A 24,728-nucleotide genomic window follows, 5' to 3' on the forward strand; every position below is an offset into this window, starting at 1 on the left:
TGAAAAACCGATCCTCTTCTTCCAAAGTCTCTACTTATCTACGCTTTTGATATGACAAAATTCGATGCACCATAGCTTTATCACCAAGCTTGCGGAAATGAGAAATAGCTGGATAATGATTTGTTTCAATAATCCATACATGCCCCTTCTTATCCAATCCCATATCCATTCCATAAGTACGATGCGATGGAAATGCTACTCTTAGCCTTTTTGCGGACAATAAAGCCACCCGTTTGACATTAGACAGGAGAAGTTGATGCGAATGATTTTTAAGTGATGATTTTTGAAGTGCCCTTTTAACGTGCATCATCCTTCCTTTACTCCTCGTATTATTGGTGACGAAATAACCTTTGCCAGCTACTTTGGCTGCTTTAGCAGTAACTTTCCACGAATCAGAATATCTTCTGCGCTGTACAATAATCCGCATATCAAAAGGACGTTTCCGGATTGTAGCAAGGGAAATTCGCCGTTGAATCATATAAGCAGTCGATTTTATCTTGTTTTTAAGGTAGCGATACGTCTGTCTTTTCCCTTTTATGGTCTTTCTTTTATTGTCACTGTGTATATTAAATGTACGATTCCCTAGTGAAGATACTTGAATGACTCCCGCCCCTCCCTTTCCCCTGACAGGCTTTAGAATCACCTTTCCATAATGGTTAATAAAATCCCAAAAGGCGCTTTTTGTCATCCGTTGTGTTTTTGGCAAGTACGGCGCTAATTTTTTTGACCGTTTTAAAAATAAATATTTTGACCATTTATTTCTTGCTCTCATTAGGCATCTTCCTTTGCAAAAGGATAACCAATGGTTTGTAAGTAACTTTTTAGGATACTCAAAAAATTCTCAATATCCTTATAGGTAATATCCCCAATATTCGCCACCCTAAATGTTTTTGACTCTGCAAATTTCCCAGGATAAATGGTAAAGCCTTGGTTGTACAAATAATCGTGCATTTCATTGAAATTGTATCCGCTACAATCAGGCTCAACAATGGAAGTAATGATTTTGGAATGATGCTCCTTTGGAACAATATAATTCAAATGAAGCCTAGCTATGCCTTTGATTAATGTTTCCCATGATTTTACATATCTTTGGTATCTTCTCTCTACCCCCTCTTCTTTCAATTCGTCAATCGCTTGCTTTAGTGCATAGAAGGTCTGGACAGGAGGAGTAAAACGCATTTGGCGGGACTCGCAAAAAAACTGATATTGTTCATAGAGATGTAAGTAATAATTTTTGGGCTTATTGTCCCGAATACGCTCCAATTTCTTTCGATTGGCAACGACAAATGCGACACCTGCAATACCCTGTAGATTTTTATTAGAGCTTGCAGCCAAAAAACTGATATTCATTTTGTCCATCTGAATTGGAACGGCCGCATATGAGCTCATTGCATCCACAATCATATCAATATGATATTTTTGGCAAATGGCTCCAATCTCTTCAAGATTGTTTAAAAGACCAGTAGATGTTTCGTTATGAACTACGGCGAGGTGGGAAATTTTTTGGCAGGAATTTTTAATCGTGTTTTCCAGTGCAAATAAATCGATTCCTTCATCGTGAGGACTAGTGAATTCGAGGAGGGGCAGATCGTAGGCTTTGGTAATTTCACACATTCGTTTTCCGTATGCACCATTGTTAATGACAAGTACAGCATCATCGCGAACAACAGAACTAATAATAGCTTCGACAGCTGCTGTGCCGGAGCCGCTAAACAAGACCGTCGCGTAAGCCATAGTATCGGCAACCAGCTGGGTAAGCTCTGTAGATACATATTCTAATAGGTCACCAAATTCTGTTTCACGAGGACAAATATCAGGAATTACTTGGGCGTATTTCACACTATCCGTTGTTGTGGCGGGACCGGGATTCAATAAAATATTTCTCTTCAAGATCTGCATCAGATATCCCCCTTTCTCAAATGGGGTACATTGCTGCTTGCAAACGCCTGTAGCCTCTCTTTTACTTCATAAGGCTTTATTTTAGGGCGACCAAGCTGCTCCAAGGAACCCTTGGCTATTCTCAAATAGAGAAAAGTAAGTCCTTTCGTTTGTTTCCATTCTCGAATGGAGGTCTCCAATTCCTTCAAGCTGTGAATGTAGATGGATGTCAAATATCCGCAGGCGGAAGCAATTTCTACAAAATCGATCGTATCCGATACGGTGCTTTGTCCACCCGTAGAATCATGGGCATGATTGTCGAGCAGAATATGAAGCATATTGTCTGGAGCATAGTACCCGTTTGTAGCCAGACTCCCCATACGCATCAGCATGGAACCGTCCCCGTCAATGACAACAATCTCTTTATCCTTTTTGGTCAGGGCTAGACCGAGTCCTAGAGAGCTAACGCATCCCATAGAGCCAACCATGTATAAATTATTGTTAGCATCTTCAATTTCATACAGCTCTCGTCCCGTTTTTCCAGTTGTGGCAAGCTGAATCGTTTGATTATCTTTTAGTGCGTTAATAACCTCCAGCGCCTCTGAACGCTTTGGAACAGCATCCTGTTTATTTTTTGACATTTTATATAGATTGCCTTTCAAAGAAGGCTCTTGATTGAACAGCTCAACCTTTTCAAAGGTGTTCTTTCTGACAACAAAGAAAAAAGACTGATTCGCTTCCACATATTCATTAGCTCGGTTGATCTGCTCCTTCGCCTCTTTTATATCGACCGATAAAAATTCCCATTTTACTCGCATTAAGTCCAGAAGCTGTGTCGTTATTTTTCCCATTAATTCATGCTGCGGCTCGTCTTGAATCCCTTCTTCTCCTCTCAAACTGACAAAACCAAGAACGGGAAGACGAAAAGGATAGTTGAGTGATACTAAAGGGGAAACAGCATTGGTCAGACCCGAATTTTGCATAAAAACAACTGCTTTTTCGCCTCCTAACGCTACTCCGGATGAAATAGCTATAGCTTCTCCTTCATTGGTAGCCCCCACATACGTACATTCATTTTTGACATAGTTGATAAAATCCTTTAAAAACGAACAAGGAACCCCACAGTAAAATTGGAATCCCCGCTTTCTCAATTCATTAACAAACAGATTCGTATTTAGCACCATTCAATCATCCTTTTTTACATCTAGGATTTAAGGCCGTTTGCAGGGAGATATTTCTTTTCCGCTTCCTTTAATTCATCCGCATTCTGCAGATGGAACACATCGTCTAACGTTGCTAAATTCTCTTCCACCTGGATGAGGCTTTTCTGTTCAAAGATTTGCTTCGAGGTTTGTTGCATGGCAACAATTGAAGATCTCAGATTGTGATTCGCCCAGATGACCATGCTCACACCCAATTCTTCAAATTTGTCCACCGGTGTCGTGTAGTATTTAGTCGGCACGATCACAATAGGGTGTCTGAACGCCCATTCTTTCATGAAGGCCTCAATTTCCGAGACATCGGATCTTTTGCTGTGGATCAGAATAGCATCCGCTCCAGCTTGCCGGTAAGCTTCAGCTCTTTGCAAGGATTCCTCTAGCCCCCATCCTGCAATGAATGCCTCCACTCTTGCCACAACAACAAAATCCTCATCGGTTTGACTATCCTTCATCGCTTTAATCTTTCCACAGAACTCATCAATATTGGCAAGCGGTTGCATTTCACTTTTGATAAACGAATTGGTTTTTGGAAAAAGCTTATCTTCAATGCATACGCCCGCTATGCCTCTTTGCTCTAATTTTTTTACCAATCGCCTTGCATTATTGAAGTTTCCATAACCTGTATCTCCATCTAGCAAAATTGGTACAGAAGTAGCATCACTCATAAACTCTAATACATCTAGCACTTGGGTCCAGGACGCCTCATTGTTGTCCCTCACACCCAGCGAAGCCGAAATGGTCAATCCACTAGCCCAAATTCCTTTGAAGCCGCAATTTTCTGCAATTTTCCCTGATAATCCGTTATGTGCTTCCATTAAAAATTCAATTTCTGCAGAATGAATGAGATGCTTTAATCGTGTTGTTTTTTTCATACGGACCTCCGTCCCATTTGGAGTCAAATTAATTTTTATCTTTATCTTATGAATAATTATAGGACGTGTGCCAAAATTGTTTCGCTCATCATGCATTCATCATATGTTCTTCTGCTGGATATAACCTCGCCTTCTTATTGGCACGAATGCAAAACAAAAAACACCTTGCCTAATCGCTATTTGACGATTCAAGCAAGGTGTCCCTTATTCTCTTGGTTTTTCGTGAACCTTTATTCAAAATAAAATGTTGCTTTACCTCTACTCTTTTACCATTGCGCAGGCAATTCCGCCTGGTCCAATATGTGCTCCGATAACAGGACCAATTTCGGATATATAGGTTTCAATTACCTGGAATTCCTGAGCGACCCGCTCTTTTAATGCCTTCGCTTCCTCTAGCGCATTTGCATGCAGAATGGCTACCTTTACTCTTGCATCGGCAGCATAGGATTTTAGTTCATTGAGCATCCTAGCCACTGCTTTTTTATTCCCGCGTACCTTGTCAAAGGCATACACAGCACCGTTTGCATCTAGCGACAGGATCGGCTTAATGTTTAAAAGCGAACCAATAAATGCGGAAGCGCGACCGATTCGACCGCCTTTTTGTAAAAACTCCAAAGTGTCGATGATAAAGAAATTTTGCATTTGCTGAATCATCCGGTCCACTTCATCCAGAATTTGTTGTTTGGAGCATCCTGCACGCGCCATTTTAGCAGCTTCAACAACAAGGAGTCCCTCAAACATGGCACCCTTCTTCGAGTCAATAATCGTCAAGTCTAGGTCTTGTTCAAGCATTCCCTTGCCAATAACAGCGGATTGATACGTGCCCGATAACTGACTGGACAACAAAATAGCAATGATGCAAACATCCCCACCATGCTTCTCCCTAATTTCTTGGAATTTTTGAGAGAACTCTACTGGTGATGGCTGAGATGTTCTTGGAAACACATCGGACGAACGTAAACGCTCAAAAAACTCTGCAGAGCGCATAGTGATTCCATCCAGAAAGGTTTCAGCACCAAAGCTCACCTTCAAAGGAACGATCTCAATACCTAGCTCTGTAATCAGATCTGGATTAATATCTGACGCACTATCCGTAACAATTACAATAGGTGACAACGTAACATTACCCCTCTCTTACTCCACAGCAAAAATGAAAGGATAAAGTGGTTGTCTACCAGAAAGGATCTCAACTTCCACATCCTCAAATAAATCCGCTAGCATTTCCTCCAGTAAGGCCCCCTGCTCTTCGGAAGCACCTTCCCCATAGATAATTGTAACCAGCTCTGTCTCTTCATTTACCATGTTTTTCAAAAGCTCCATAGCACTGTCCATCATCTCTGATTGTGCTGTAATGATAGTTCCTTCGTTGATTCCAATAAAGTCACCCTCTGCAATTTCGACATCTCCCATTTTGGTATCTCGAACTGCATGCGTAACCAGCCCTGTTTTTACCTGCTCCAGCGCTTTTGTCATCGTTTCTTTATTGCTTTCTAAATCTTCTCCGCCGTTAAATGCTACGAGTGCTGCCATCCCTTGCGGCACACTCTTCGTCGGAACAACCGCAACAGGTACACTTGCCAATACAGCCGCCTGTTGTGCAGCCATGATGATGTTTTTATTATTTGGTAGGATAATAATTTTTTCAGCGTGAAGCTCTTCAATAGCTTTTACGAAGTCTTCCGTGCTTGGGTTCATGGTTTGTCCACCTTGCACCACTACTTGTACTCCTAAGCTTTGGAAAATCTCCGCGATTCCGTCTCCTGCTGCTACCGCAATAATTCCATAAGGTACTGGGAGCTCTTGCTCATCTTTGATTGCTGCAGATGCGGGTTCAGCCTGTGCTTCTTCAGGAGTCACGTGAGCTGTTTCTTCACGCAGGATATTGGAATGCTGTTCACGCATATTATCAATTTTAATTCGATGTAGTGAACCGAATTGCTGTGCATAGTTAAGCACATTTCCTGGGTGCTCAGCGTGAATATGTACTTTTACGACATCCTCATCAGATACAACCAGCAATGAATCTCCCATTGTATCTAATTGTGCACGGAATGTGGCTTCAGCAAAAGGTTTTTTATTCGCTTCTGTACTTCCAGTCAAATAAACCATGAACTCCGTGCAATATCCATACAGAATGTCTTCTGTTTTTAATTGAGATTGAGCGCTATGCTTCTCTTCAACCAAATCACTCATGTTCTGTAACGTCGCAGCTTTGCCTGGCATCTGTTTTTGCTCAACAGCCTTCTCACCATGCAAGGCACGAACAAAGCCCTCATAGATGTAAACCAATCCTTGTCCACCTGAGTCAACAACGCCTACCTCTTTTAAGACAGGCAGGTATTCAGGGGTTTGGCTGAGAGTAAGCTTTGCCTGTTCAAAGGTTTTGTCCATCACAGCGAGGATATCATCCGTCGTGCGAGAGATTTTAACAGCCATTTCAGCAGCTTCACGCGCTACCGTAAGAACAGTACCCTCTACTGGTTTCATTACCGCTTGATATGCTGTATCCACACCCATTTTTAATGCATCTGCAAACGTGCGAGCATCGATGGTTTCCTTACCTGCCACCACCTTGCTAAATCCACGGAATAATTGAGACAAAATAACGCCTGAGTTTCCGCGGGCCCCCATTAAAAGTCCTTTTGCCAACGCCTGAGCTGAATTACCGATGTGTGCAGACTCTTTACGGGAAAGCTCTTCTACACCAGCTGTAAACGTAAGATTCATATTTGTACCAGTATCGCCATCTGGAACAGGGAACACGTTTAAAGCATCTACTATTTTGTAGTTCGTATGCAGGTTATTGGCGCCTAGATAAACCATCTGACTAAATTGCACGCCATCAAGACGCTTGTGTACCACTACATTTCCTCCTTACAGTTCACGGTCTGTTCTGACCCCTTGGACATATATATTAATCGCCGATACCTCGACTCCTAGCGTTTGTTCGAGTGTATATCGCACACGGCTCTGCACATTGCCAGCCACTTCAGAAATCTTTGTACCATAGCTCACAATAATATGCAAATCTAAGCTAACATCGTTATTCTCATTGCGAACAACAACGCCTTTACTCAAATTATCCTTTTTTAGAAGTTCTGCAATTCCGTCCTTTAACGCTTTACGGGAAGCCATACCCACCAGTCCAAATACTTCCATGGCGGCCCCACCAGCAATTCGAGCGATTACTTCCTCACTAACGTCAATTTTTCCAAGAGGTGTATTCATTTCAACTGGCATTTAAGGTTCCTCCTTTTACAAAAGACCAATCCGTATAATGGTATATCTTGTGCTTCACCCCATTCTACTATAAGTAAAGTGTGATTTGAAGGTTTTTTCATTTGTCGAAATAGCCACAAGGAATTTCCTGTCAAGTATTGCAATTGACAGGCTGCTATGATACTATGAATCAAGCTGTTCTTATGCCCGTATTGGGCTTGTTTAATAGCTTCAAGGGAGGTGGATGTAAATGTCACGTAAATGTTTTGTTACTGGAAAAACAGCGAAAGCTGGTAATGCGCGTTCTCACTCTATGCGTGCTAGCCGCCGTACTTGGGGTGTAAACGTTCAAAAAGTGCGCATCCTTGTTAACGGGAAACCAAAACGCGTTTATGTAAGCACTAGAGCTTTGAAATCTGGTCTTGTAACTCGCGTATAACTCAGCAAAGGCTGAGCTAGAAGCGAATCAATTTGTTTGATTCGTCATAGAATGCGTCTGTCTGGTCTTTGATTAGATACGACAACGTTGCACTTACATGTAACATGTAAAAAAAGCACCTTTCCTGGGTGCTTTTTTTATTTGCTATTATTATCCCCTGATATGGGAATCATCATAAATACCAAGGCATCCACCTGCCAAAAAATACAGGGTGAATGCCTGTTTAAAATGCTGATGGGCAATCGAATGTCGCCTCTCATCTGAGCCACATCCTCAGCGTTTACTTGGCTTTCTTATTGAAAGCTTCAATCATGGCGCGAACCATACCACCTAGAATTTTCGGCAACTTGATCGTATAGAAACGCATCTTGACCCCTCCTTACTCCGGAATTACTTGTGATGAAATAAAAACCAGCCTGTTGCTATGAGTGCTGTTCCCAAGATGGCATACCACACCCAGAGGGGCATCGTATTCAAAATGAGGATAAGTCCACCCACTCCAAAAATGACTCCGAGAACGCGCTTGATTGCCATCCCCTGCTTCACGTGAAACGAGCGAAAACTCATACCAGGTCGCACCCCCCTTAGGCTTATTCCGTAATAAAGCTATTACATACATATTCCGAAGAGGGTCAAACATATGTCCAGTATGCCGGGGAAAAACAGAAAAACTTCATCACGTAAGAACAGTACCTGCCTACCTGATATTTATATGCGTCCAAAGTTCATTTGTTGCTAGTTTTTCTAGAAAAATCAATAGCAGCAAGTAAGAAGCAAAGGCTTGTGTAAAGCGTTTAACAATCTCGGGCTGCAATCACAAATAAATCCCCTGATGCACGTTCTATTTTGCCATATTCACTTGCCCATTCATTACTAATGCCAATGGAGGAACCAAATGCAATAGTCGCATCGGTCAATGGATAAGCAAAGCCTGTTAAATAAATACCGGTCACCTCCTGCGAAGCTGGCACTAAGGATAAAAACTCACCGGAGTGTCCGCGAAGATTGACGCTTGGAAAATGATCGGATAACAGCATGACACGATTTTGCCGATTAACAATCTCCATCCAGACACCTTCACGATGCGCTTTTTTTAACAGTGATAAATTTGCAAGCGAATGATCCAATCTACTGCCTACCGCCCCGTACATTACGATCTTGAAGCGATGATCTGGGTATAAATGCACAACACCATCCTCGCTATCTAGTGAAGCACCTAAATCACGCAAATGCTCTCGTGCAGCCTCCATAGCGATCTCTACGGCAATTTCCGTATCAGTGGCATTCTTCATGGCGGAGAACTTTTTAATAGCAATACCTGCGTCCTGAAGCAGTCTGAGCCCCTCTTCCTGAATGGTATCAAAATCCCCCACGGCAATATGCGGAATCATCCCGCCTTCTAGTAAAGCAATCGCTCCCCCATCCACTCCGATCAATAAATCCTCTCTCTCCATCTGCGGCAGCATATCGAGGTCTCCACCTGTGCAAATATGTATAGTAAAATCAATCATTATGTTTACATTCCTTTCTCTAGCACGTGCCTCTTAGTAGTTTTTTCATAATCTTATTGTTTTCGCTAATTTAGAAAGCTACTCTATATTGTACGGTCGCTCTTAGGGGAAGTAAACGTAAGGCTAGTATAAAACCATTGAAAAAACTAAAACCTCCTGCCTATTCTTGTTAAAAAGAAGGTATAGACAAAGTTTTTTTTAAAATTGCCGTCCCGATAAAGCAAGCAGACAGGTATCAAATCGAAAAAAGCCCAATTTCTTAATTAGTAATACTAAGAAATGGGCTTTTTAATATTGGAATTTCTTAACGTTGTAAATCCGTATTTTCTTGACGCTACTCTAAACGATTGGATATTTAAATATCATTTAGTGTGAGTCATTTGTCTTGTAAAATAGGGTTTTTCTTCCTTTGAATTATGGTCGTGTAAATACATTGATAAAAATGAGAAACTGTGATAAATTTATATAGATACACCATAATGTATTTTGTGTTAAATATCCCTATTTTAATTATACATCACAAAATTCTTTTCAGTCAACCCCCATTTTTATTTTTTAAAGGAGTGCTTGATATGAGCATGGAACTTCAACCAGGAGCAAGAACGATTGGACAGCGTAATTGGTTGATCAAATGAACAATTTTTGTCATATGATTCATCTTGGAATTCAGCGATAAATGGGAGGGAAAGAAATGAAACCATATGTACTTGAGTTTCGGGAGATCGATAAAACGAAACAAATGGCGGTCGGTGGCAAAGGGATGAATTTGGGCGAATGTTCGAGGATTGAAGGAATACTTGTACCAGAGGGATTTTGTGTTACCACTGAGGCATATAAAAGAGTCATTGGGAAAAATGAGGAGCTTCATCTATTACTGGATCAACTAGCAGTTCAAAAAGTGGACGAACGAGAAAAAATTAGTAAAATTAGCAGGAAGATTCGTGAGCTGATTGAGGGGATCGAGATCGAGAAGGCGATCGAAGAAGATATCGATCGATGTCTCTTAACTTTTGGCTTCGAACATGCATATTCTGTTCGTTCAAGTGCTACAGCCGAGGATCTTCCATTTGCCTCTTTTGCTGGTCAACACGATACCTATCTAAACATCAAAGGAAAAGATGCAATTTTACAACATATTAGTAAGTGCTGGGCTTCACTGTTTACTGATCGCGCTGTGATTTATCGAATGCAAAACGGATTTGACCATCACAAGGTTTATCTGTCTGTTGTTATTCAAAGGATGATTTTTCCGCAAGCTTCCGGAATACTATTTACAGCTGATCCAGTTACCTCAAACAGAAAGGTGCTGTCGATCGATGCTGGCTTTGGACTGGGTGAGGCACTTGTCTCCGGCTTAGTGTCCGCCGATTGCTATAAGGTGCGAGAAGAAAAGATCATCGATAAAATGATTGCAACCAAAAAACTAGCAATCTATGCCGTAAAAGAAGGAGGCTCAGAAACACAGCAGATAGAACCCAATCAGCAAAAAAGCCAAACACTTACTGACCAACAAATTTTGCAACTAGCACGCATAGGAAAACAGGTAGAAGCTTATTTTGCTTGCCCGCAAGATATCGAATGGTGTTTGGTTGATGATACATTTTATATCGTTCAAAGTCGACCCATCACTACTTTATACCCCATTCCAGAAGCGGATGATAATGAGAATCACGTTTATGTTTCAGTAGGCCATGTACAGATGATGACGGAACCGATCAAACCACTAGGAATGTCTCTCTTTCATTTATTAAGAGCTGATCAACCGTTGCGACACGCAGGCGGGAGAATGTTTATCGATCACACACATATTCTTGCTTCACCTGTTAGTAGAAAGATTTTATTAAAGGCGATGGGACAATCCGATCCGCTCATAAAAGATGCACTTATGACAATAGTAGAGCGAGAAGATTTTATAAAATCATTACCAAATAGTAAAAAAGGACTGAGTCTGCGTAAAAGTACTGAAGGGTTCTCTTGGAGATTTCTGATACAATTCATGAAGGTCTACCTCCAAAACGATCCAACAATCATTCATGGTTTGATAAAAAATAGTGAAGCATCGATAGTAGAGTTAAAGCAAAAAATCAAAACGAAATCAGGATTGGATTTATTTGATTTTATTTCAGAAGATTACCAGCAATTAAAGAAGACGCTATATAACCCACAAGGTTTGGGTGCGATTATGGTTGCTGTGTTTGCTTCATCTTGGATCAATAAAAATTTGAAGAAATGGCTTGGTGAAAAAAACGTAGCAGACACTCTTTCCCTATCGGTCCCAAACAATGTTACTTCGGAAATGGGTTTGGCACTATTAGATGTCGCCGACGTGATTCGTCCTTATCCTGAAGTAATTGATTATTTACAAAATGTAAAAGATGACAACTTTCTAGATGAACTGGTAAAGTTCGAAGGCGGAAAGGAAGCCCAAGCCGCTATCTATGCATATCTCAACAAATATGGCATGCGGTGTACTGGTGAAATCGATATTACCAAACCTCGTTGGAATGAGAAACCAACTGCACTCGTCCCGATGATTCTCAGTAACATCAAAAATTTTGAGCCTGGTGCTAGTAAGCGAAAATTTGAGCAAGGACGACAAGAAGCTTTGAAAAAAGAACAAGAATTATTAGACCGATTGAAACAGCTGCCTGGCGGGAAAAGAAAAGCCAAAAAGACGAAACGTATGATCAGTCTGATCCGAAATTTCATCGGTTATCGCGAATATCCAAAATATAGCATGATTAATCGCTATTTCGTTTATAAACAGGCTCTATTAAAAGAAGCCGAACAGCTTGTACAAGCCAATATTATTCGTGAAAAAGAAGATATATACTATCTCACTTTTAAAGAACTTCGAGAAGTGGTAGCTACACGCAAATTAGATTACCAGCTCATCATCAAACAAAAAGAGATGTACAAATTATATGAAAAACTGACTCCCCCGCGTGTTATCACGTCCGATGGAGAAATCATTGTAGGTGAATACAAACGGGAACATCTCCCATCTAATGCTATTGCAGGTCTACCAGTTTCTTCCGGTGTTATCGAAGGAAGAGCACGTGTCATCTTAAATATGGAAAATGCGGATTTAAAAGAGGGAGATATATTGGTTACAGCCTTTACCGATCCTAGCTGGACACCATTGTTTGTATCTATAAAAGCGCTAGTTACTGAGGTAGGTGGATTAATGACGCATGGAGCAGTTATCGCGCGCGAATATGGTTTACCAGCAATTGTCGGGGTAGAAAATGCCACCAAGCTGATAAAAGATGGGCAACGTATCCGAGTAAATGGAACAGAAGGTTATATAGAAATACTATAATTCATTACACCTAAACCATTGAATTTTTGTAGAATCTTAAACACTACGATTTCATGCTCTTTTTCCTCGACCGCTAATTCCTCTTCATTCTATTTGTTCCTAATCATACGCATACTGACGATATCTCGGAATACAAAAAACTTTCCATCAAAAATCACTACTCTCAATACTGCCATTGCCTCAACACAGAATTGAATAAAAATGAGTTCGGACATGTAAAAAGGTGCTGTCCAATAGGGACGACACCTTTTTTACACTGCTCTTATTTTCGAATTTCTATAATACTTTTTCCAAAAACTGTCGTGCACGTTCACTTGTTGGATTTGTGAAAAACTCCTGCGGGGAGGCGTCCTCAATTAACAACCCGCCATCCAAAAACAGTACACGATCTGCCACTTCACGAGCAAAGCCCATTTCATGTGTAACAATCGCCATTGTCATACCAGAGTGCGCCAGACTTTTCATGACTTCTAATACCTCTTTGACCATTTCTGGATCAAGAGCAGACGTAGGCTCATCAAAGAGCATAATCTCTGGTTCCATTGCTAAGGCTCGCGCAATCGCAACACGTTGCTTTTGCCCACCTGATAAGCTGCTCGGATAGACACCTGCCTTATCAGCCAGCCCAACGCGTTCCAAAAGCTCCATGCCCTTTTTTTCCGCAACCGCCTTCGTTAGTTTTTTTACCTTTATTGGTGCGTAGGTCAGGTTTTGCAGCACCGTCATATGCGGGAACAAATGAAAATGCTGGAACACCATTCCCACTTTCTGCCGAATCTCTTGAATGTTTCCCTTCGAGTTGGTAATATCCATCCCGTTGATCATTACCTGTCCCTTTGTAGGCTCCTCCAGCAAATTCATGCAACGCAAGAATGTAGATTTCCCTGAACCTGATGGCCCAATAATGGCAACTACATCTCCTTTTTTAATGCTCGTACTGATTCCTTTCAGAACCTCCAGTTTCCCGTATGCTTTATGCAAATTTTCAATTTTAACCATTACGACGCAGCCTCCGTTCTAGCCATGTAGACAGTAGCGTTAAAATCATAACCAAAATATAGTACTGTAAGCCTGCAAACACTAAAGGCTCAAAATAAATATACAATTGACCCTTGACGACATCTGCACGGCGCAAAATTTCCGCCACTCCAATAACGGATACTAGGGATGAATCCTTAAGTAAGGTAATAAATTCATTCATAATGGCAGGTAAAATGTTGCGAATCGCCTGAGGAAAAATAATATCCTTCATCATTCGAGCGTAGGGAACCCCTAATGCCTTAGCTGCTTCCCACTGCCCCTTGTCTACAGCCAAAATTCCAGCGCGCATGGTCTCTGACAAATAGGCAGCAGAATTCAAGCTAAAAGCGAGAACCCCAGCAAATAGAGCTGGAATCTGATAATCCGTTAATTGCGGGATTGCATAATAAATCAGTAAGAGCTGAACCAGCAATGGTGTACCACGAAAAATGCTTGTATAAAAAGCAGCAAATACCTGTAAGAATTTGCTATTGGATATTTTGCATAGGGTTAAGATTGTGCCCAGTATAAATCCGAAAAAAACCGATAAAACCGTAAATTGTAAGGTAATCCCCATACCCTCCAGCATGTAGGGTATATGTGGTGTAAGCAATGAAAAATCGATTGGTATGCTTGTATTCATGTTTTATGTTCACCTCTGCTTCATCATCTTGCCCTGTAAAAAAAGCAGACTGGGATTATTGTCCCAGCCACTTTTTAATCAGTTTGTCCATTTCACCGTTTTCTTCCATCTTTTTCAAGATTTCATTAAACTTTTCCACATGTTCTGATCCTTTCGGGAAAGCAATTGCGTAACCTTCTGTATTATTTGTTGTCATAACCGTTGATTGCAAACCAGGGTTTTTCTCCAAGAAGCCTTGTGCGATGGTATTTTCTACAACAGCCGCCGCAGATCGGCCCGTAACTACCTCTTGAATGATTTCCCCCATTTTATTTAAGGAAACCACCTCAACCCCATTAATCTCTTTCGCAATCACTTGAGCAGCCTTTTCTTGCATTGAGCCAATTTGAACGGCTAGCCGTTTGCCTGATAGCTGTTCTGGCTTGGTAATAGGCGAGTCTTTTTTGCTCACTAATGTATTTTTTGCTTCATAATAATTATTGGAGAAATCTACATTCTTCTTACGCTCAGGTGAAGTGGACATCCCCGCCATGACGAAGTCTGCTCGTTTTGATTGAAGAGCAGGAACCAGACCATTAAAGTCTGTATCGACTACTTTTAATTCATAGCCAAGTTCCTTTGCAATATAAGTAGCAATATCGATGTCCATACCTACAATTTGATCATTGCCATCCTTTGTTTCATGGAATTCATACGGATAGTAATCCGCTGACGTGAACATCGTTAAGGTTTTAGCTGCTGCTTGATCTGTGTTTTTGTTAGCTGCATTTCCACTGTCCTGACTAGCAGAACCACAGCCTGTTAATAAGGAAACAGATAATAAAGTAGATAAGGCAAGAGCTGCAAATGATTTTGTAGATTTTCTCATAATAATACCCTCCTGTATGAAACACCGATGATCTACGATGTATGTAATCCAATTATTTACGAAACACTGAAAACTTATATTTATAATACCATACGTATAAAAATAAGAAAGTAAAATTTAATAATATTTTTTAAAACTTAATAAAAATGCAATGTGTATCTAAGCATAATCCTTGTCCTACCAGCTCGGCTTCAAACAAAATCTTTGTATAGTGTGCATCAAAACTGATCGTCTATTCACATATATTCACCTTTATAACCTGCTGAACATCAGTATTTATACATTTTTTCGGCTTTTATGCACTTTTTATGCATGAATATCTGTTCTTTATTAGGTCGCCAAAGACAAATATGATGTAAAGATAAAAATGCGCACCTTTAATCTTCAAGGTACGCATTACTAATATTGATTCACACTGTAATCAATCTTTAACTATAATTAGTATTCCGATTGAGATACTATTTAGTCTGATCCCTTATTCAGGATAAAAAAAGACCCTGTCCAAAAACAGTTCCAATTTGTATCTTGAATCCATAATTTTTTTAACTTCTTTTTCATAATAAATTGTATATACAACTATAATGCCCTTGTGCCCCTAACTCTCCTTTCACCTTTAGAATGAGTATGTTATCCTACCTTGAGTCAGTGTCCGCGATGCTTCGCTTTAGCCTTCCGTCTTGCCACCTCTCTTTTATAAGCAGCAATTTCTTCTTTTCGTTCCTTGGAGAGAACCTTTTTTTCTTTTTTCCGTTTTTCTAAATCTTGCTGAATAGCTTGTGCTGCTTTTGTTGAGACTCCTCGACTATTCATTTCTTTTCTGGCATTTCGAATTATGCGCTTTGGATTTATCCTACGTTCTTTCTTATCAAGTGCTGAAACGGAGGAAACTGAGCCTCTGTCCAATAAATCCAGTAAATTGCTTTGTACAAATTCCAATATTTCTGCATCCTTTGGTTCTGACCCAAACACATTTCTCGCTGCTTTCAATTTGCTTTTCTCTTCATACTCGGTGATACCTATCCAAAATTGGCCATCATACAATACCGTAAGCTTCATAAACAAGCCTCCTAAAAATAATGCGGATCCTCATCGGTTCGTTACTCTCATTCCTTAACCTCACTTTCCTAAAACTATAAGACGATAATCATTTATTATATAGTAATTTCATGTAATTTACATACTCTTTTCATTCTTTTTTACCTATAGTCTTAAACGAATCCAAGAACTCACAGAGATAGTCATAAAAAAAGGATGCTCTCTTTGAATTAAATGAGAGAGTCATCCTTTTTTGTTAGCCGCGAATCTCAGCAATCGCCTTTGCTCGATCTGTTTGATTATAAACAGCAGAACCTGCGACAAGTACAGTCGCTCCAGCATCTTCACACAGGCGAGCTGTTTGAGCATTTACCCCGCCATCAATTTCAATATCAATATGGGATAGGCCACGTTTATTTAATAAATCACGTAGATCACGTATTTTAGGTAATACGCTATGTATAAATTTTTGACCGCCAAAGCCTGGGTTTACCGTCATCAATAACACCAGATCCAAATCCTTAAGCACATGCTCGATCGTGCTAATTGGAGTAGCTGGATTTAAAACAACCCCTGCCTTTACACCTTGTTCTTTAATGTGATGAATAGTCCGATGTAAATGGCGGCAAGCTTCCTGATGAACCGTGATGTAATCTGCGCCACTTTTAGCAAATTGAGCGATATAGCGATCCGGTTCTTCAATCATCAGATGTACGTCCAAAGGAAGTTGCGTGACTGGACGGATTGCATCGACGATCAAGGGACCTATTGTAATATTGGGGACAAAATGGCCATCCATTACGTCTACATGAATCCAGTCAGCGCCTCCACGTTCTACATCTTTAATTTCTTCTCCTAAGCGAGCAAAATCAGCTGATAGAATAGATGGTGCGATTTTTACCATTGTTTGTTCCTCCTCAGGTATTCTCTCAACTCTTCCATGAACTGCAGATAATGTTTATAACGATGTTCAACGATTTCACCAGCTTGCAAAGCAGCTTGAACTGCACAGCTTGGTTCCGTTATATGCAAACATCCCCGGAACTTACACTCATCGCTTCGCTGCTCAAAATCACGGAATGCTTGTGCCAAATCTAGCTCGGTCATATTTATAAAATCTAATGAACTAAATCCAGGTGTATCGGCGACATAGCCACCTTCCTTCAATGGAAGCAGCTCTACGTGGCGAGTAGTGTGCCGACCACGTCCTAGCTTTTGGCTGACTTCTCCCGTTTGTAGGCTGATTCCTGGAAAAATAGCATTCAGCAGAGATGATTTCCCTACTCCTGATTGTCCGGCAAAGACCGCTAGCTTTCCAATCAGCTCTTCACGTACTTGTTCTACACCGCGCTGATCAAGAATGGAGGTGGGAATCACTCGATATCCCACCTTTTCATATTCCGCTACAAGCCTGCTGCATTCTTCCTCTTCCAATAAATCTGCCTTCGTAATTACAATAATCGCATCAATGCCAGCATGCTCCGTATGTACAAGGAATTTATCCAACAATAACGGACTCATATCAGGCTCCTTAGCAGAGAACACTAAGACAGCTAAATCAACATTGGCAATAGAAGGGCGAACCAGCTCGCTTGTTCGCTCTTCTATCTCCATCACATATCCATCTCGATCATTTGGCGCCTCAAATACGACCCAATCACCAACTAAAGGGGTAATCTTGGCCCCTTTCTTTTTAAACAAGCCACGAGCTCGACATTGGACGATTCGTTCTGGATTCGCTTGGTCGGCCACGTAATAAAATCCACTTAATGCTTTTACAATTCGCCCTTCTGGCATGCATGTACCTCCAGCGTTTTACGGATACGATTGATAATCAACATCTATGGTATTGATTGTTTCGCCATTCTTTTTAACCTCGATTTTTCCATTCGTCTCTGGCGATAAGATTACTTCCACGTTGAAATCAGCGCTTTCTGATATAGATTGATGGATGGGCTTTTGTTCCGTTTTACGAGCATCATTTACAACGATTTCAATGGTTGCGGAAGGTACTTCGACAGGATCATGCTCAACATGAACAGGAACACTTACAATCTTGGCATCAGAAGGCCATTTTCCATTGCTTATTACCATGTTAACCTTTGTACCTTCTTCGACTACAGTATTAGCAGGAGGATTTGTGGAAAGGACAATACCTCTTTCACGGTATTCATAAGAACCTTGCTGTATTAATTCTCCTTCTTTTAGCTTTACATTGTTGAGAGAAGCTTTAGCTAAATCCCAGTGATTACCTACTAAATCATTTGGTACTTTTGTCCGTTTTTTTCCTTCACTAACCGTTAAGGTCATAACAGTATCTACAAAAGCAAGATTAACATTTGGCACTGGATCTTGATTCATGACCTGTCCGGCTGGAACATCATTGCTTTCTTGTTTAACAATCTTTACTTCCTTAAAGTTAGCTAAACGGGCTTTTTGCTCTGCTTCCTGTTGAGACATACCAATGTAATCTGGAGTCGGTAGTAATTGTTTTCCTTTACTGATCATTACAATTACCGTGCTATTTTCTTTAACCCGCCTTGTTGCCGCTGGATCTTGTTCAAAAACCTTACCCTTGTCTTCGGCATTAAAGGCCTCTTCAAACGTAGCACTTAATCCTGCATTTTTCAGGGCCGTATCTGCTTGCTCTCTCGTCATTCCAATCACATTAGGTACATCTGTTTCTGGAACAGTGAGCAACTTCATAGCAAGGTTAAAACCAAAAATAGCCAAAACAACGAATAAAACAGCGATACCAGACCAAAGAAGGCTTCTCTTCCACCAGATCCCCTTTTTCTTGTTAGCCAAGTTCTCCTCCTCCTCTTCCTCCTCGTCTCTATATTGCTCCTCTGTGCTTGCCGCCTTTTGAGGAGTGCGGGTAGGATAGGTTCTCGGTTGATAGCTATCTTGTTTATTTTTCTCCAGCATATCTGGCGTGATTGCTGAAATGACCCGTGTTTCTTCATCATCTATATCACTTGCAAACGTAAGCTTTGGTTCATGACGTCTTTCTGTTGACAAGCACGTTTCCAAGTCCTCATACATTTCCCGTGCAGACTTGTAGCGCTGGAATGGATCCTTAGCCAAAGCACGAATAATAACATTCTCCAAGCTTTGTGGGATAGCTGGATTTAATTTACGCGGCTCAGGCAATGGGTCCTGTAAATGCTTAAGCGCTACAGTAATGGGAGAATCTCCTGAAAATGGCAACGTGCCAGTAACCATCTCATACAGTACAATTCCGAGAGAATAAATGTCGGATTTCTCTGCCGTGATTCCCCCGCGAGCTTGTTCAGGAGAAAAATAATGGACTGAGCCAAGTACCGAACCCGTCTGTGTAATCGTCTGTGACGTAACCGCACGGGCAATCCCAAAATCCGTTACCTTCACACGACCATTCGTTCCAATCATGATATTGTGCGGCTTAATATCCCGATGAATGATCTGGTTTTGATGGGCGTGATCTAGTGCGTCACACACCTGCATCGCGATTCGAACCGCCTCACTCATCAGCATGCCGCCTTGAGCTGTAATAATCTCCTTTAAGGTTGAGCCTTCGATATATTCCATCACCATATAATGAATATCATCGTCTTGCCCAACATCATAAACATTGACGATATTATGATGCGAAAGACTTGCTACCGCTTGCGCTTCTCTGCGAAATCTCTCTACAAAGTCTTCGTCCGTGCCAAATTGGGGTCTTAGCAATTTGACGGCAACGATTCGATTTAATACAAGATCTCTGGCTTTGTAAACAATAGCCATTCCGCCGCCACCAATCACTTCCTCAAGTTGATAGCGCCCACCTAGTCGTTGACCTTGCATTCTCCTCCCCCCTCTTTCTCACAGACTTGCGAAGGCTTCTTTTTATTACGTATGGCCACACAAGTAATATTATCTTCTCCCCCTGCATCAAGTGCATATTGAACGAGTGCGTCCACGCTTTGCTGCAAAGGTATTGGTTTAGCTAACCATTCCTCTATGATATCTTCTGGTACTTTGTTGGATAATCCGTCTGAGCAAAGCAGCACAACCTCGCCATCTGACCACTCAAACTGTCCCAGATCAATTCGAACATGATCCTCCGTACCTAGAGCTCTCATCAGGACATTGCGCTGCGGATGCAGGGACGCCTCCATTTGATTGATTTGTCCGCTTTTTAACAATTCCTGTACAAGCGAATGGTCCTCTGTATGCTGAATTAGCTCATTTTCCTTATAAATATACAAGCGACTATCACCAATGTGTGCTGTGACGCCGGCATCATTTCCTACTAGTGTAGCAACGACTGTGGTTCCCATCCCGTTACACTCTGGATGTGCCTCGGCATACTCATATACCTCTTGATTAGCAAGAAGTAAAGCATCCATCAATAATTCTCGCTCTTCTAAAGGAGCCATGTTATGTTCAACTTTTTTCATTTCTTTTAAAATGCGTTCAACCGCCATTTTGCTCGCAACATCGCCAGCTTGATGACCGCCCATGCCATCTGCGACAACTGCAAGTACACGTCCAGCCAGGTCAACTGCGCAGGCATAAAAATCCTCGTTAACTTGTCGGACGCATCCCACATGCGATTTCATCGCTATTTCCATACTTTATCACCCTGCCGTTTCTTTCGCGTGTTGCGCACGCAATTGACCGCAAGCAGCCGCAATATCACTGCCGTGCTCTCGTCGAATTGTGACGTTTATACCGCGATCGTCTAAAATGCGTTTAAAGGTGAAAATATCATTTCTAGCCGTGCGAACATAATCGCGCTCTGGCACGTAGTTCACAGGTATTAGGTTAACGTGGCAAAGCATATCACCAATTAACTCGGCTAATTCTTCCGCATGATGCGGCTGGTCGTTCTGTCCACCAAACAAACCGTACTCAAAGGAGATACGACGCCCCGTTTTAGCTATATAATGACGGCAAGCCTCCATTAATTTTTCCAATGGGAAGCCGCGATTGATCGGCATTAGCTTGGTTCTTAGCTCTGTGTTAGGGGCATGAAGGGAAATAGCCAGATTCACCTGACCTCCGCGCTCAGCAAATTCATAAATCTTAGGTACGATTCCGCTGGTGGAAACCGTAATATGTCGTTGACCAATATTTAATCCACGGTTGTCATTAATGATGTTCAAGAAGGATAATAGTGGTTCAAAATTCTCAAATGGTTCGCCAATCCCCATTACAACCACATGACTTACACGTCCTTCATCTGCATCTAGGGCACGTTGGGCCTGCAATACCTGAGCCACAATTTCACCGGCATCCAGATTTCGCTTTAAGCCACCCAGTGTCGATGCGCAGAACGTACAGCCAATGCGACAGCCTACCTGTGTTGTAACACACACGCTATTTCCGTAATTGTGGCGCATGATTACTGTTTCAATGGCGTGTCCATCTATCAATTGGAATAAAAACTTGATTGTTCCATCCGCTGATTCCTGGCGTGTAATTTCGGTTAAGGCGTTGATACGAAACTCCTCATTTAATTTATCACGCAAGGCCTTCGACAGGTTGCTCATCTCTTCAAATGCTGTTACACGTTTCACATATAACCAATCAAAAATCTGTGCAGCTCGAAATGCTTTTTCCCCGTTCTCTTCCAGCCATTGTTTCATTTCATCAAGACGCAAGCTATAGATTAAGGGTTTATTGTCTGTAAATGACGTAATGTTCATTGTAAGATTCACCTTTTTACTAGTCGTAACTACATTGGATTTGGGAGTGAGAAACAAACCCCATTCACTCATTGTACCCTTTGTGACGGAAAAGGAAAAGTGGAAAGCCGCAATTGCAGATTTCCACTTGACTTTTTTTTCACAAAGAGATCTGATTTCTGCCACCTGATACAGCCTGGTAAACCAGTTCGTTATTATTTACATACACGCTTTATTCTGGCAATAAAGAACCCATCGCTAGCAAAGTGGTGTGGCAAAATCTGCACATAGCCCTTTGAAGCATCAACCTTTTCAGTCAGGCCTATAGGCAAGTCTTCTGTCAATGATTTATCCAGCTCAAACTCTGGGTGCTGAGCAATAAAACGCTCCACAATCTCTTGATTTTCCTGAGAATCGATAGTGCATGTACTATAAACAAGGTACCCATCTGGCTTTAGTAAAGGAGCAACGCGCTCCAGCAAATCATATTGAATCTCAGAGATCGCTTTTATATCCTCTGCTGTTTTATTCCATTTCAGGTCAGGCTTACGGCGAATGACACCAAATCCGCTGCAAGGAGCATCTAGTAAAATTCGATCAAATTGACCCACGTTACGGTCTAATAAATCAGCCGCATCCGCAACCATTGTTACGATAATCGTAATGCCTAGACGTTTCGCATTTTGTTCAATCAGCTCGCGTTTATGAGGATGCACATCGCAAGCAAGAATCTCCCCCTGATTGCCCATCAACTCTGCCATATGCGTTGTTTTCCCTCCTGGTGCCGCACAAGCATCCAGAACGCGTAGGTTTGGAGTAAGGTGCAGGGCAGGGGCCACTAGCATAGAGCTTTCGTCCTGAATGGTGCAAAATCCTTCCTGAAACCAAGAAGAGCCTGCTGCATGTCCACTTTGCAGCAAAAGAGCATCTGGCGTTAGCTCAGATTTTGCAGCCTCTGGGAATGCTTCCTTCATTTGTTGCAACAACGCATCAGCAGTTGTTCGCAAACGATTTACTCGAATGCTTGGCATAGGAGGCTGATTATTGCTGTGACAGATCGCCCTGGTGGTTTCCTCACCATATTGTTTAATCCAGCGTTTGACCAGCCACTCTGGATGTGACTCTGTGACCGCAATTTGCTTTGTTATGCCTTTAGGTAGTTTGTCCCATGCCTCTGGTTGGCGAAGAATATTGCGCAAAACACCGTTGACCAATGAGGAAATCCCCTTGTGTCCGCGCTTTTTGGCAATTTCAACTGCTTCATGTACGGCTGCTCGATCGGGGACACGGTCCAAGAAACGAACCTGATACAGGCTCATCCGTAATAATTGCAGAACCCAGCCCTGAAGTTTTTTTGTACCACCCTTTACAAATTGACCAATGACTTCATCTAACGTCATTTTACGTTGAATTGTTCCATAAACAAGCTCCGTCACCAATCCTACATCTGCTTTGGAAAGCCCTGCTTCATCTAAAGCGTATTTCAATTCTAGGTTGCTGTAGGACTGATTTTCTTCTACTCGCACCAGAACATCTAGGGCTACTTCCCGCGCTGTTGTACTTCTCGTTTTTGACACGAATTTATTCTCCTACTTTCGAACCTGAAGCAATTGAAGCGCCTGCACCGCGTAAGTAATCGTACACGCTCATACGCTTTTTGCCCTCTGGTTGGATTTCTTTCAAGATAATACTTCCTGTTCCACAAGCAATGATGAGACCATCCTCGGTTCGGTCGATGATAGTTCCAGGTGCAGCCAGTTGGCCACCTAGCTCGACTACTTCGGCCCACCAAATTTTCCACACTTTGCCTTCAAAAGTAGTAAAGGCAACAGGCCATGAGTTCATACCACGCACCTGATTATATATGTCCCGAGCTGATTTATTCCAATCTAGTCGCTCATTCTCACGTTTAATATTAGGCGCAAAGGTAGCTTCCTCATGGTTTTGAGGCTCCGGTGTGATCTCGCCCTTCAATAGTTTTGGCAACGTTTCAATCAATAAGTCTGCTCCGGCTGTCGCTAACTTTTCAAACATGCTAGCCGCTGTATCGCGTTCTTCAATCGGTACAATCACCTTCGAGATCATGTCACCTGCATCCAGCGCTTGTACCATATACATAATGGTAACCCCTGTCTCTTTCTCGCCATTAATAATGCTGGCGTGAATGGGAGCGCCGCCGCGATATTTTGGCAATAAGGATGCATGTATATTAATGCACCCATGTTTAGGGGCTTCTAATAAAGAGACAGGTAAAATTTGACCGTAAGCTGCTGTTACAATCAAATCGGGACGAGTAGCATCCAACACGCTCTGAACAGCTTCACTCTCCCTAATTTTTTCCGGCTGATAAACAGGCAACTCGTAACGAAGCGCCAGCTCTTTCACCGGAGGAGGGGTCAGCACGCGTTTGCGGCCGACCGGACGATCCGGTTGTGTGACAACGCCTACAACCTGATAACCATTCGTGATCAGGGCTTCCAAGCTTTGTGTCGCAAAATCAGGGGTTCCCATAAAAAGAATACGAGTATCTTTCAAGACTCTAAACCCCTTCCTTGCCCTCTGTTGCAGGATATACTTTTTCAGCGATGTCAATAAATAAAACACCGTTCAAATGATCCAGTTCATGCTGAATGCAACGAGCTTCCAAGTCGTCTACTTCCAGCTCATAGAAATTACCGTCACGGTCTTGTGCACGCATTTTAACCACCATATGACGGCGAACATCACCATGTAGACCTGGAATACTTAGGCACCCTTCTGGATAATTGTCAAATTGCTCGCCACTAAACTCAATGATTTCAGGGTTGATCGCTTCTACATAGAAATCGCCGCAATCCATCACGAATACGCGTTTCGAAATCCCTACCTGCGGAGCCGCAATCCCCACCCCGTTTGCTGCATACATTGTATCTTTCATATCATCAAGCAATTTGTGCAGATTACTGTTAAATTTGGTTACCTGTATTGCTTTTTCTCTTAAAATAGGATCAGGATGGTTTACGATGTTGCGAATTGCCATAAAAAAGGCCTCCTTTATCTATATCCAG

The 24,728-nt window shown here is 41.8% G+C and carries 24 protein-coding genes; 2 read left to right on the forward strand and 22 right to left on the reverse strand.

Going from position 1 to position 24,728, the window contains the following annotated elements; all coding sequences use genetic code 11:
• Positions 1–34 precede the first annotated feature (34 nt).
• From QZ995_RS10255 to QZ995_RS10285, 7 genes are all read right to left on the reverse strand, one after another.
• The gene (locus QZ995_RS10255; RefSeq protein ID WP_301806280.1) at positions 35–772 is read right to left on the reverse strand and encodes a YheC/YheD family protein; all 738 of its coding nucleotides are present in this window, start codon (positions 770–772) and stop codon (positions 35–37) included.
• Positions 772–1,899, reverse strand: coding sequence for a 2-aminoethylphosphonate aminotransferase (locus QZ995_RS10260; protein WP_301806281.1), 1,128 nt, complete (start codon positions 1,897–1,899; stop codon positions 772–774). The genes QZ995_RS10255 and QZ995_RS10260 overlap by 1 nt, the downstream gene beginning before the upstream one ends.
• Complete coding sequence (gene aepY / locus QZ995_RS10265) at positions 1,899–3,059, reverse strand: phosphonopyruvate decarboxylase (RefSeq protein WP_301806465.1); 1,161 nt, start codon at positions 3,057–3,059, stop codon at positions 1,899–1,901. Before aepY ends, QZ995_RS10260 begins: the two co-directional genes overlap by 1 nt.
• 23 nt (positions 3,060–3,082) lie before the next feature.
• Complete coding sequence (gene aepX, locus QZ995_RS10270) at positions 3,083–3,970, reverse strand: phosphoenolpyruvate mutase (RefSeq protein WP_301806283.1); 888 nt, start codon at positions 3,968–3,970, stop codon at positions 3,083–3,085.
• A 258-nt stretch (positions 3,971–4,228) separates the two neighbouring features.
• Positions 4,229–5,086 carry a DegV family protein gene (locus QZ995_RS10275; RefSeq protein WP_301806285.1) on the reverse strand — a complete coding sequence of 286 codons (858 nt, stop codon included), beginning with the start codon at positions 5,084–5,086 and terminating at the stop codon, positions 4,229–4,231.
• 18 nt (positions 5,087–5,104) lie between these two features.
• Positions 5,105–6,832, reverse strand: coding sequence for a DAK2 domain-containing protein (locus QZ995_RS10280; RefSeq protein WP_301806288.1), 1,728 nt, complete (start codon positions 6,830–6,832; stop codon positions 5,105–5,107).
• A 12-nt stretch (positions 6,833–6,844) separates the two neighbouring features.
• Positions 6,845–7,210 carry an Asp23/Gls24 family envelope stress response protein gene (locus QZ995_RS10285; protein ID WP_003336793.1) on the reverse strand — a complete coding sequence of 122 codons (366 nt, stop codon included), beginning with the start codon at positions 7,208–7,210 and terminating at the stop codon, positions 6,845–6,847.
• A gap of 229 nt (positions 7,211–7,439) precedes the next feature.
• On the opposite strand from QZ995_RS10285, the gene rpmB reads away from it, so the two are divergent.
• Positions 7,440–7,628: a 50S ribosomal protein L28 gene (gene rpmB, locus QZ995_RS10290; protein ID WP_003341540.1), complete on the forward strand. Its 189-nt coding sequence runs from the start codon at positions 7,440–7,442 to the stop codon at positions 7,626–7,628.
• Positions 7,629–7,908: 280 nt separating this feature from the next.
• On the opposite strand, the gene spoVM is transcribed toward rpmB, so the two are convergent.
• The 3 genes from spoVM to QZ995_RS10305 form a co-directional block, all read right to left on the reverse strand.
• On the reverse strand, positions 7,909–7,995 hold the full coding sequence (gene spoVM, locus QZ995_RS10295) for a stage V sporulation protein SpoVM (RefSeq protein WP_035292591.1): 87 nt from the start codon (positions 7,993–7,995) through the stop codon (positions 7,909–7,911).
• A 23-nt stretch (positions 7,996–8,018) separates the two neighbouring features.
• Complete coding sequence (locus QZ995_RS10300) at positions 8,019–8,195, reverse strand: hypothetical protein (protein ID WP_022584347.1); 177 nt, start codon at positions 8,193–8,195, stop codon at positions 8,019–8,021.
• Positions 8,196–8,422: 227 nt separating this feature from the next.
• Positions 8,423–9,139 (reverse strand): thiamine diphosphokinase, encoded by a 717-nt coding sequence (locus QZ995_RS10305; protein ID WP_301806309.1) that lies wholly within the window; start codon positions 9,137–9,139, stop codon positions 8,423–8,425.
• A gap of 691 nt (positions 9,140–9,830) precedes the next feature.
• Between QZ995_RS10305 and ppsA the strand changes: the two genes are divergently transcribed.
• Entirely contained in the window at positions 9,831–12,461 is a 2,631-nt protein-coding gene (gene ppsA / locus QZ995_RS10310; protein WP_301806312.1) for a phosphoenolpyruvate synthase, read from the forward strand.
• Between the two features lie 276 nt (positions 12,462–12,737).
• On the opposite strand, the gene QZ995_RS10315 is transcribed toward ppsA, so the two are convergent.
• The 12 genes from QZ995_RS10315 to def all read right to left on the reverse strand — a co-directional run bounded on the left by QZ995_RS10315 (position 12,738) and on the right by def (position 24,700).
• Positions 12,738–13,460 carry an amino acid ABC transporter ATP-binding protein gene (locus tag QZ995_RS10315; protein WP_301806315.1) on the reverse strand — a complete coding sequence of 241 codons (723 nt, stop codon included), beginning with the start codon at positions 13,458–13,460 and terminating at the stop codon, positions 12,738–12,740.
• Positions 13,453–14,112, reverse strand: a complete 660-nt coding sequence (locus QZ995_RS10320) for an amino acid ABC transporter permease (protein WP_301806472.1) — start codon at positions 14,110–14,112, stop codon at positions 13,453–13,455. Before QZ995_RS10320 ends, QZ995_RS10315 begins: the two co-directional genes overlap by 8 nt.
• Before the next feature lie 67 nt (positions 14,113–14,179).
• A complete protein-coding gene (locus tag QZ995_RS10325; protein WP_301806318.1) occupies positions 14,180–14,992 on the reverse strand; it encodes a transporter substrate-binding domain-containing protein in 813 nt (270 codons plus the stop codon).
• Between the two features lie 642 nt (positions 14,993–15,634).
• Positions 15,635–16,048, reverse strand: coding sequence for a YjdF family protein (locus QZ995_RS10330; protein ID WP_301806321.1), 414 nt, complete (start codon positions 16,046–16,048; stop codon positions 15,635–15,637).
• Between the two features lie 235 nt (positions 16,049–16,283).
• Entirely contained in the window at positions 16,284–16,931 is a 648-nt protein-coding gene (gene rpe, locus QZ995_RS10335; protein WP_301806324.1) for a ribulose-phosphate 3-epimerase, read from the reverse strand.
• Positions 16,925–17,824: a ribosome small subunit-dependent GTPase A gene (gene rsgA, locus QZ995_RS10340; protein WP_301806326.1), complete on the reverse strand. Its 900-nt coding sequence runs from the start codon at positions 17,822–17,824 to the stop codon at positions 16,925–16,927. Before rsgA ends, rpe begins: the two co-directional genes overlap by 7 nt.
• 18 nt (positions 17,825–17,842) lie before the next feature.
• Positions 17,843–19,855: a Stk1 family PASTA domain-containing Ser/Thr kinase gene (gene pknB / locus QZ995_RS10345; RefSeq protein ID WP_301806329.1), complete on the reverse strand. Its 2,013-nt coding sequence runs from the start codon at positions 19,853–19,855 to the stop codon at positions 17,843–17,845.
• On the reverse strand, positions 19,837–20,625 hold the full coding sequence (locus QZ995_RS10350; protein WP_064018694.1) for a Stp1/IreP family PP2C-type Ser/Thr phosphatase: 789 nt from the start codon (positions 20,623–20,625) through the stop codon (positions 19,837–19,839). Before QZ995_RS10350 ends, pknB begins: the two co-directional genes overlap by 19 nt.
• A 6-nt stretch (positions 20,626–20,631) precedes the next feature.
• Complete coding sequence (gene rlmN, locus QZ995_RS10355; RefSeq protein ID WP_301806333.1) at positions 20,632–21,702, reverse strand: 23S rRNA (adenine(2503)-C(2))-methyltransferase RlmN; 1,071 nt, start codon at positions 21,700–21,702, stop codon at positions 20,632–20,634.
• Between the two features lie 194 nt (positions 21,703–21,896).
• The gene (gene rsmB / locus QZ995_RS10360; protein ID WP_301806336.1) at positions 21,897–23,258 is read right to left on the reverse strand and encodes a 16S rRNA (cytosine(967)-C(5))-methyltransferase RsmB; all 1,362 of its coding nucleotides are present in this window, start codon (positions 23,256–23,258) and stop codon (positions 21,897–21,899) included.
• Positions 23,259–23,262: 4 nt separating this feature from the next.
• A complete protein-coding gene (gene fmt / locus QZ995_RS10365) occupies positions 23,263–24,216 on the reverse strand; it encodes a methionyl-tRNA formyltransferase (protein ID WP_301806338.1) in 954 nt (317 codons plus the stop codon).
• A 4-nt stretch (positions 24,217–24,220) separates the two neighbouring features.
• The gene (gene def / locus QZ995_RS10370) at positions 24,221–24,700 is read right to left on the reverse strand and encodes a peptide deformylase (protein ID WP_031413549.1); all 480 of its coding nucleotides are present in this window, start codon (positions 24,698–24,700) and stop codon (positions 24,221–24,223) included.
• Positions 24,701–24,728: the final 28 nt, after the last annotated feature.

This window comes from Brevibacillus laterosporus, from assembly GCF_030489605.1.
GTDB classification, from domain to species: domain Bacteria; phylum Bacillota; class Bacilli; order Brevibacillales; family Brevibacillaceae; genus Brevibacillus_B; species Brevibacillus_B laterosporus_E.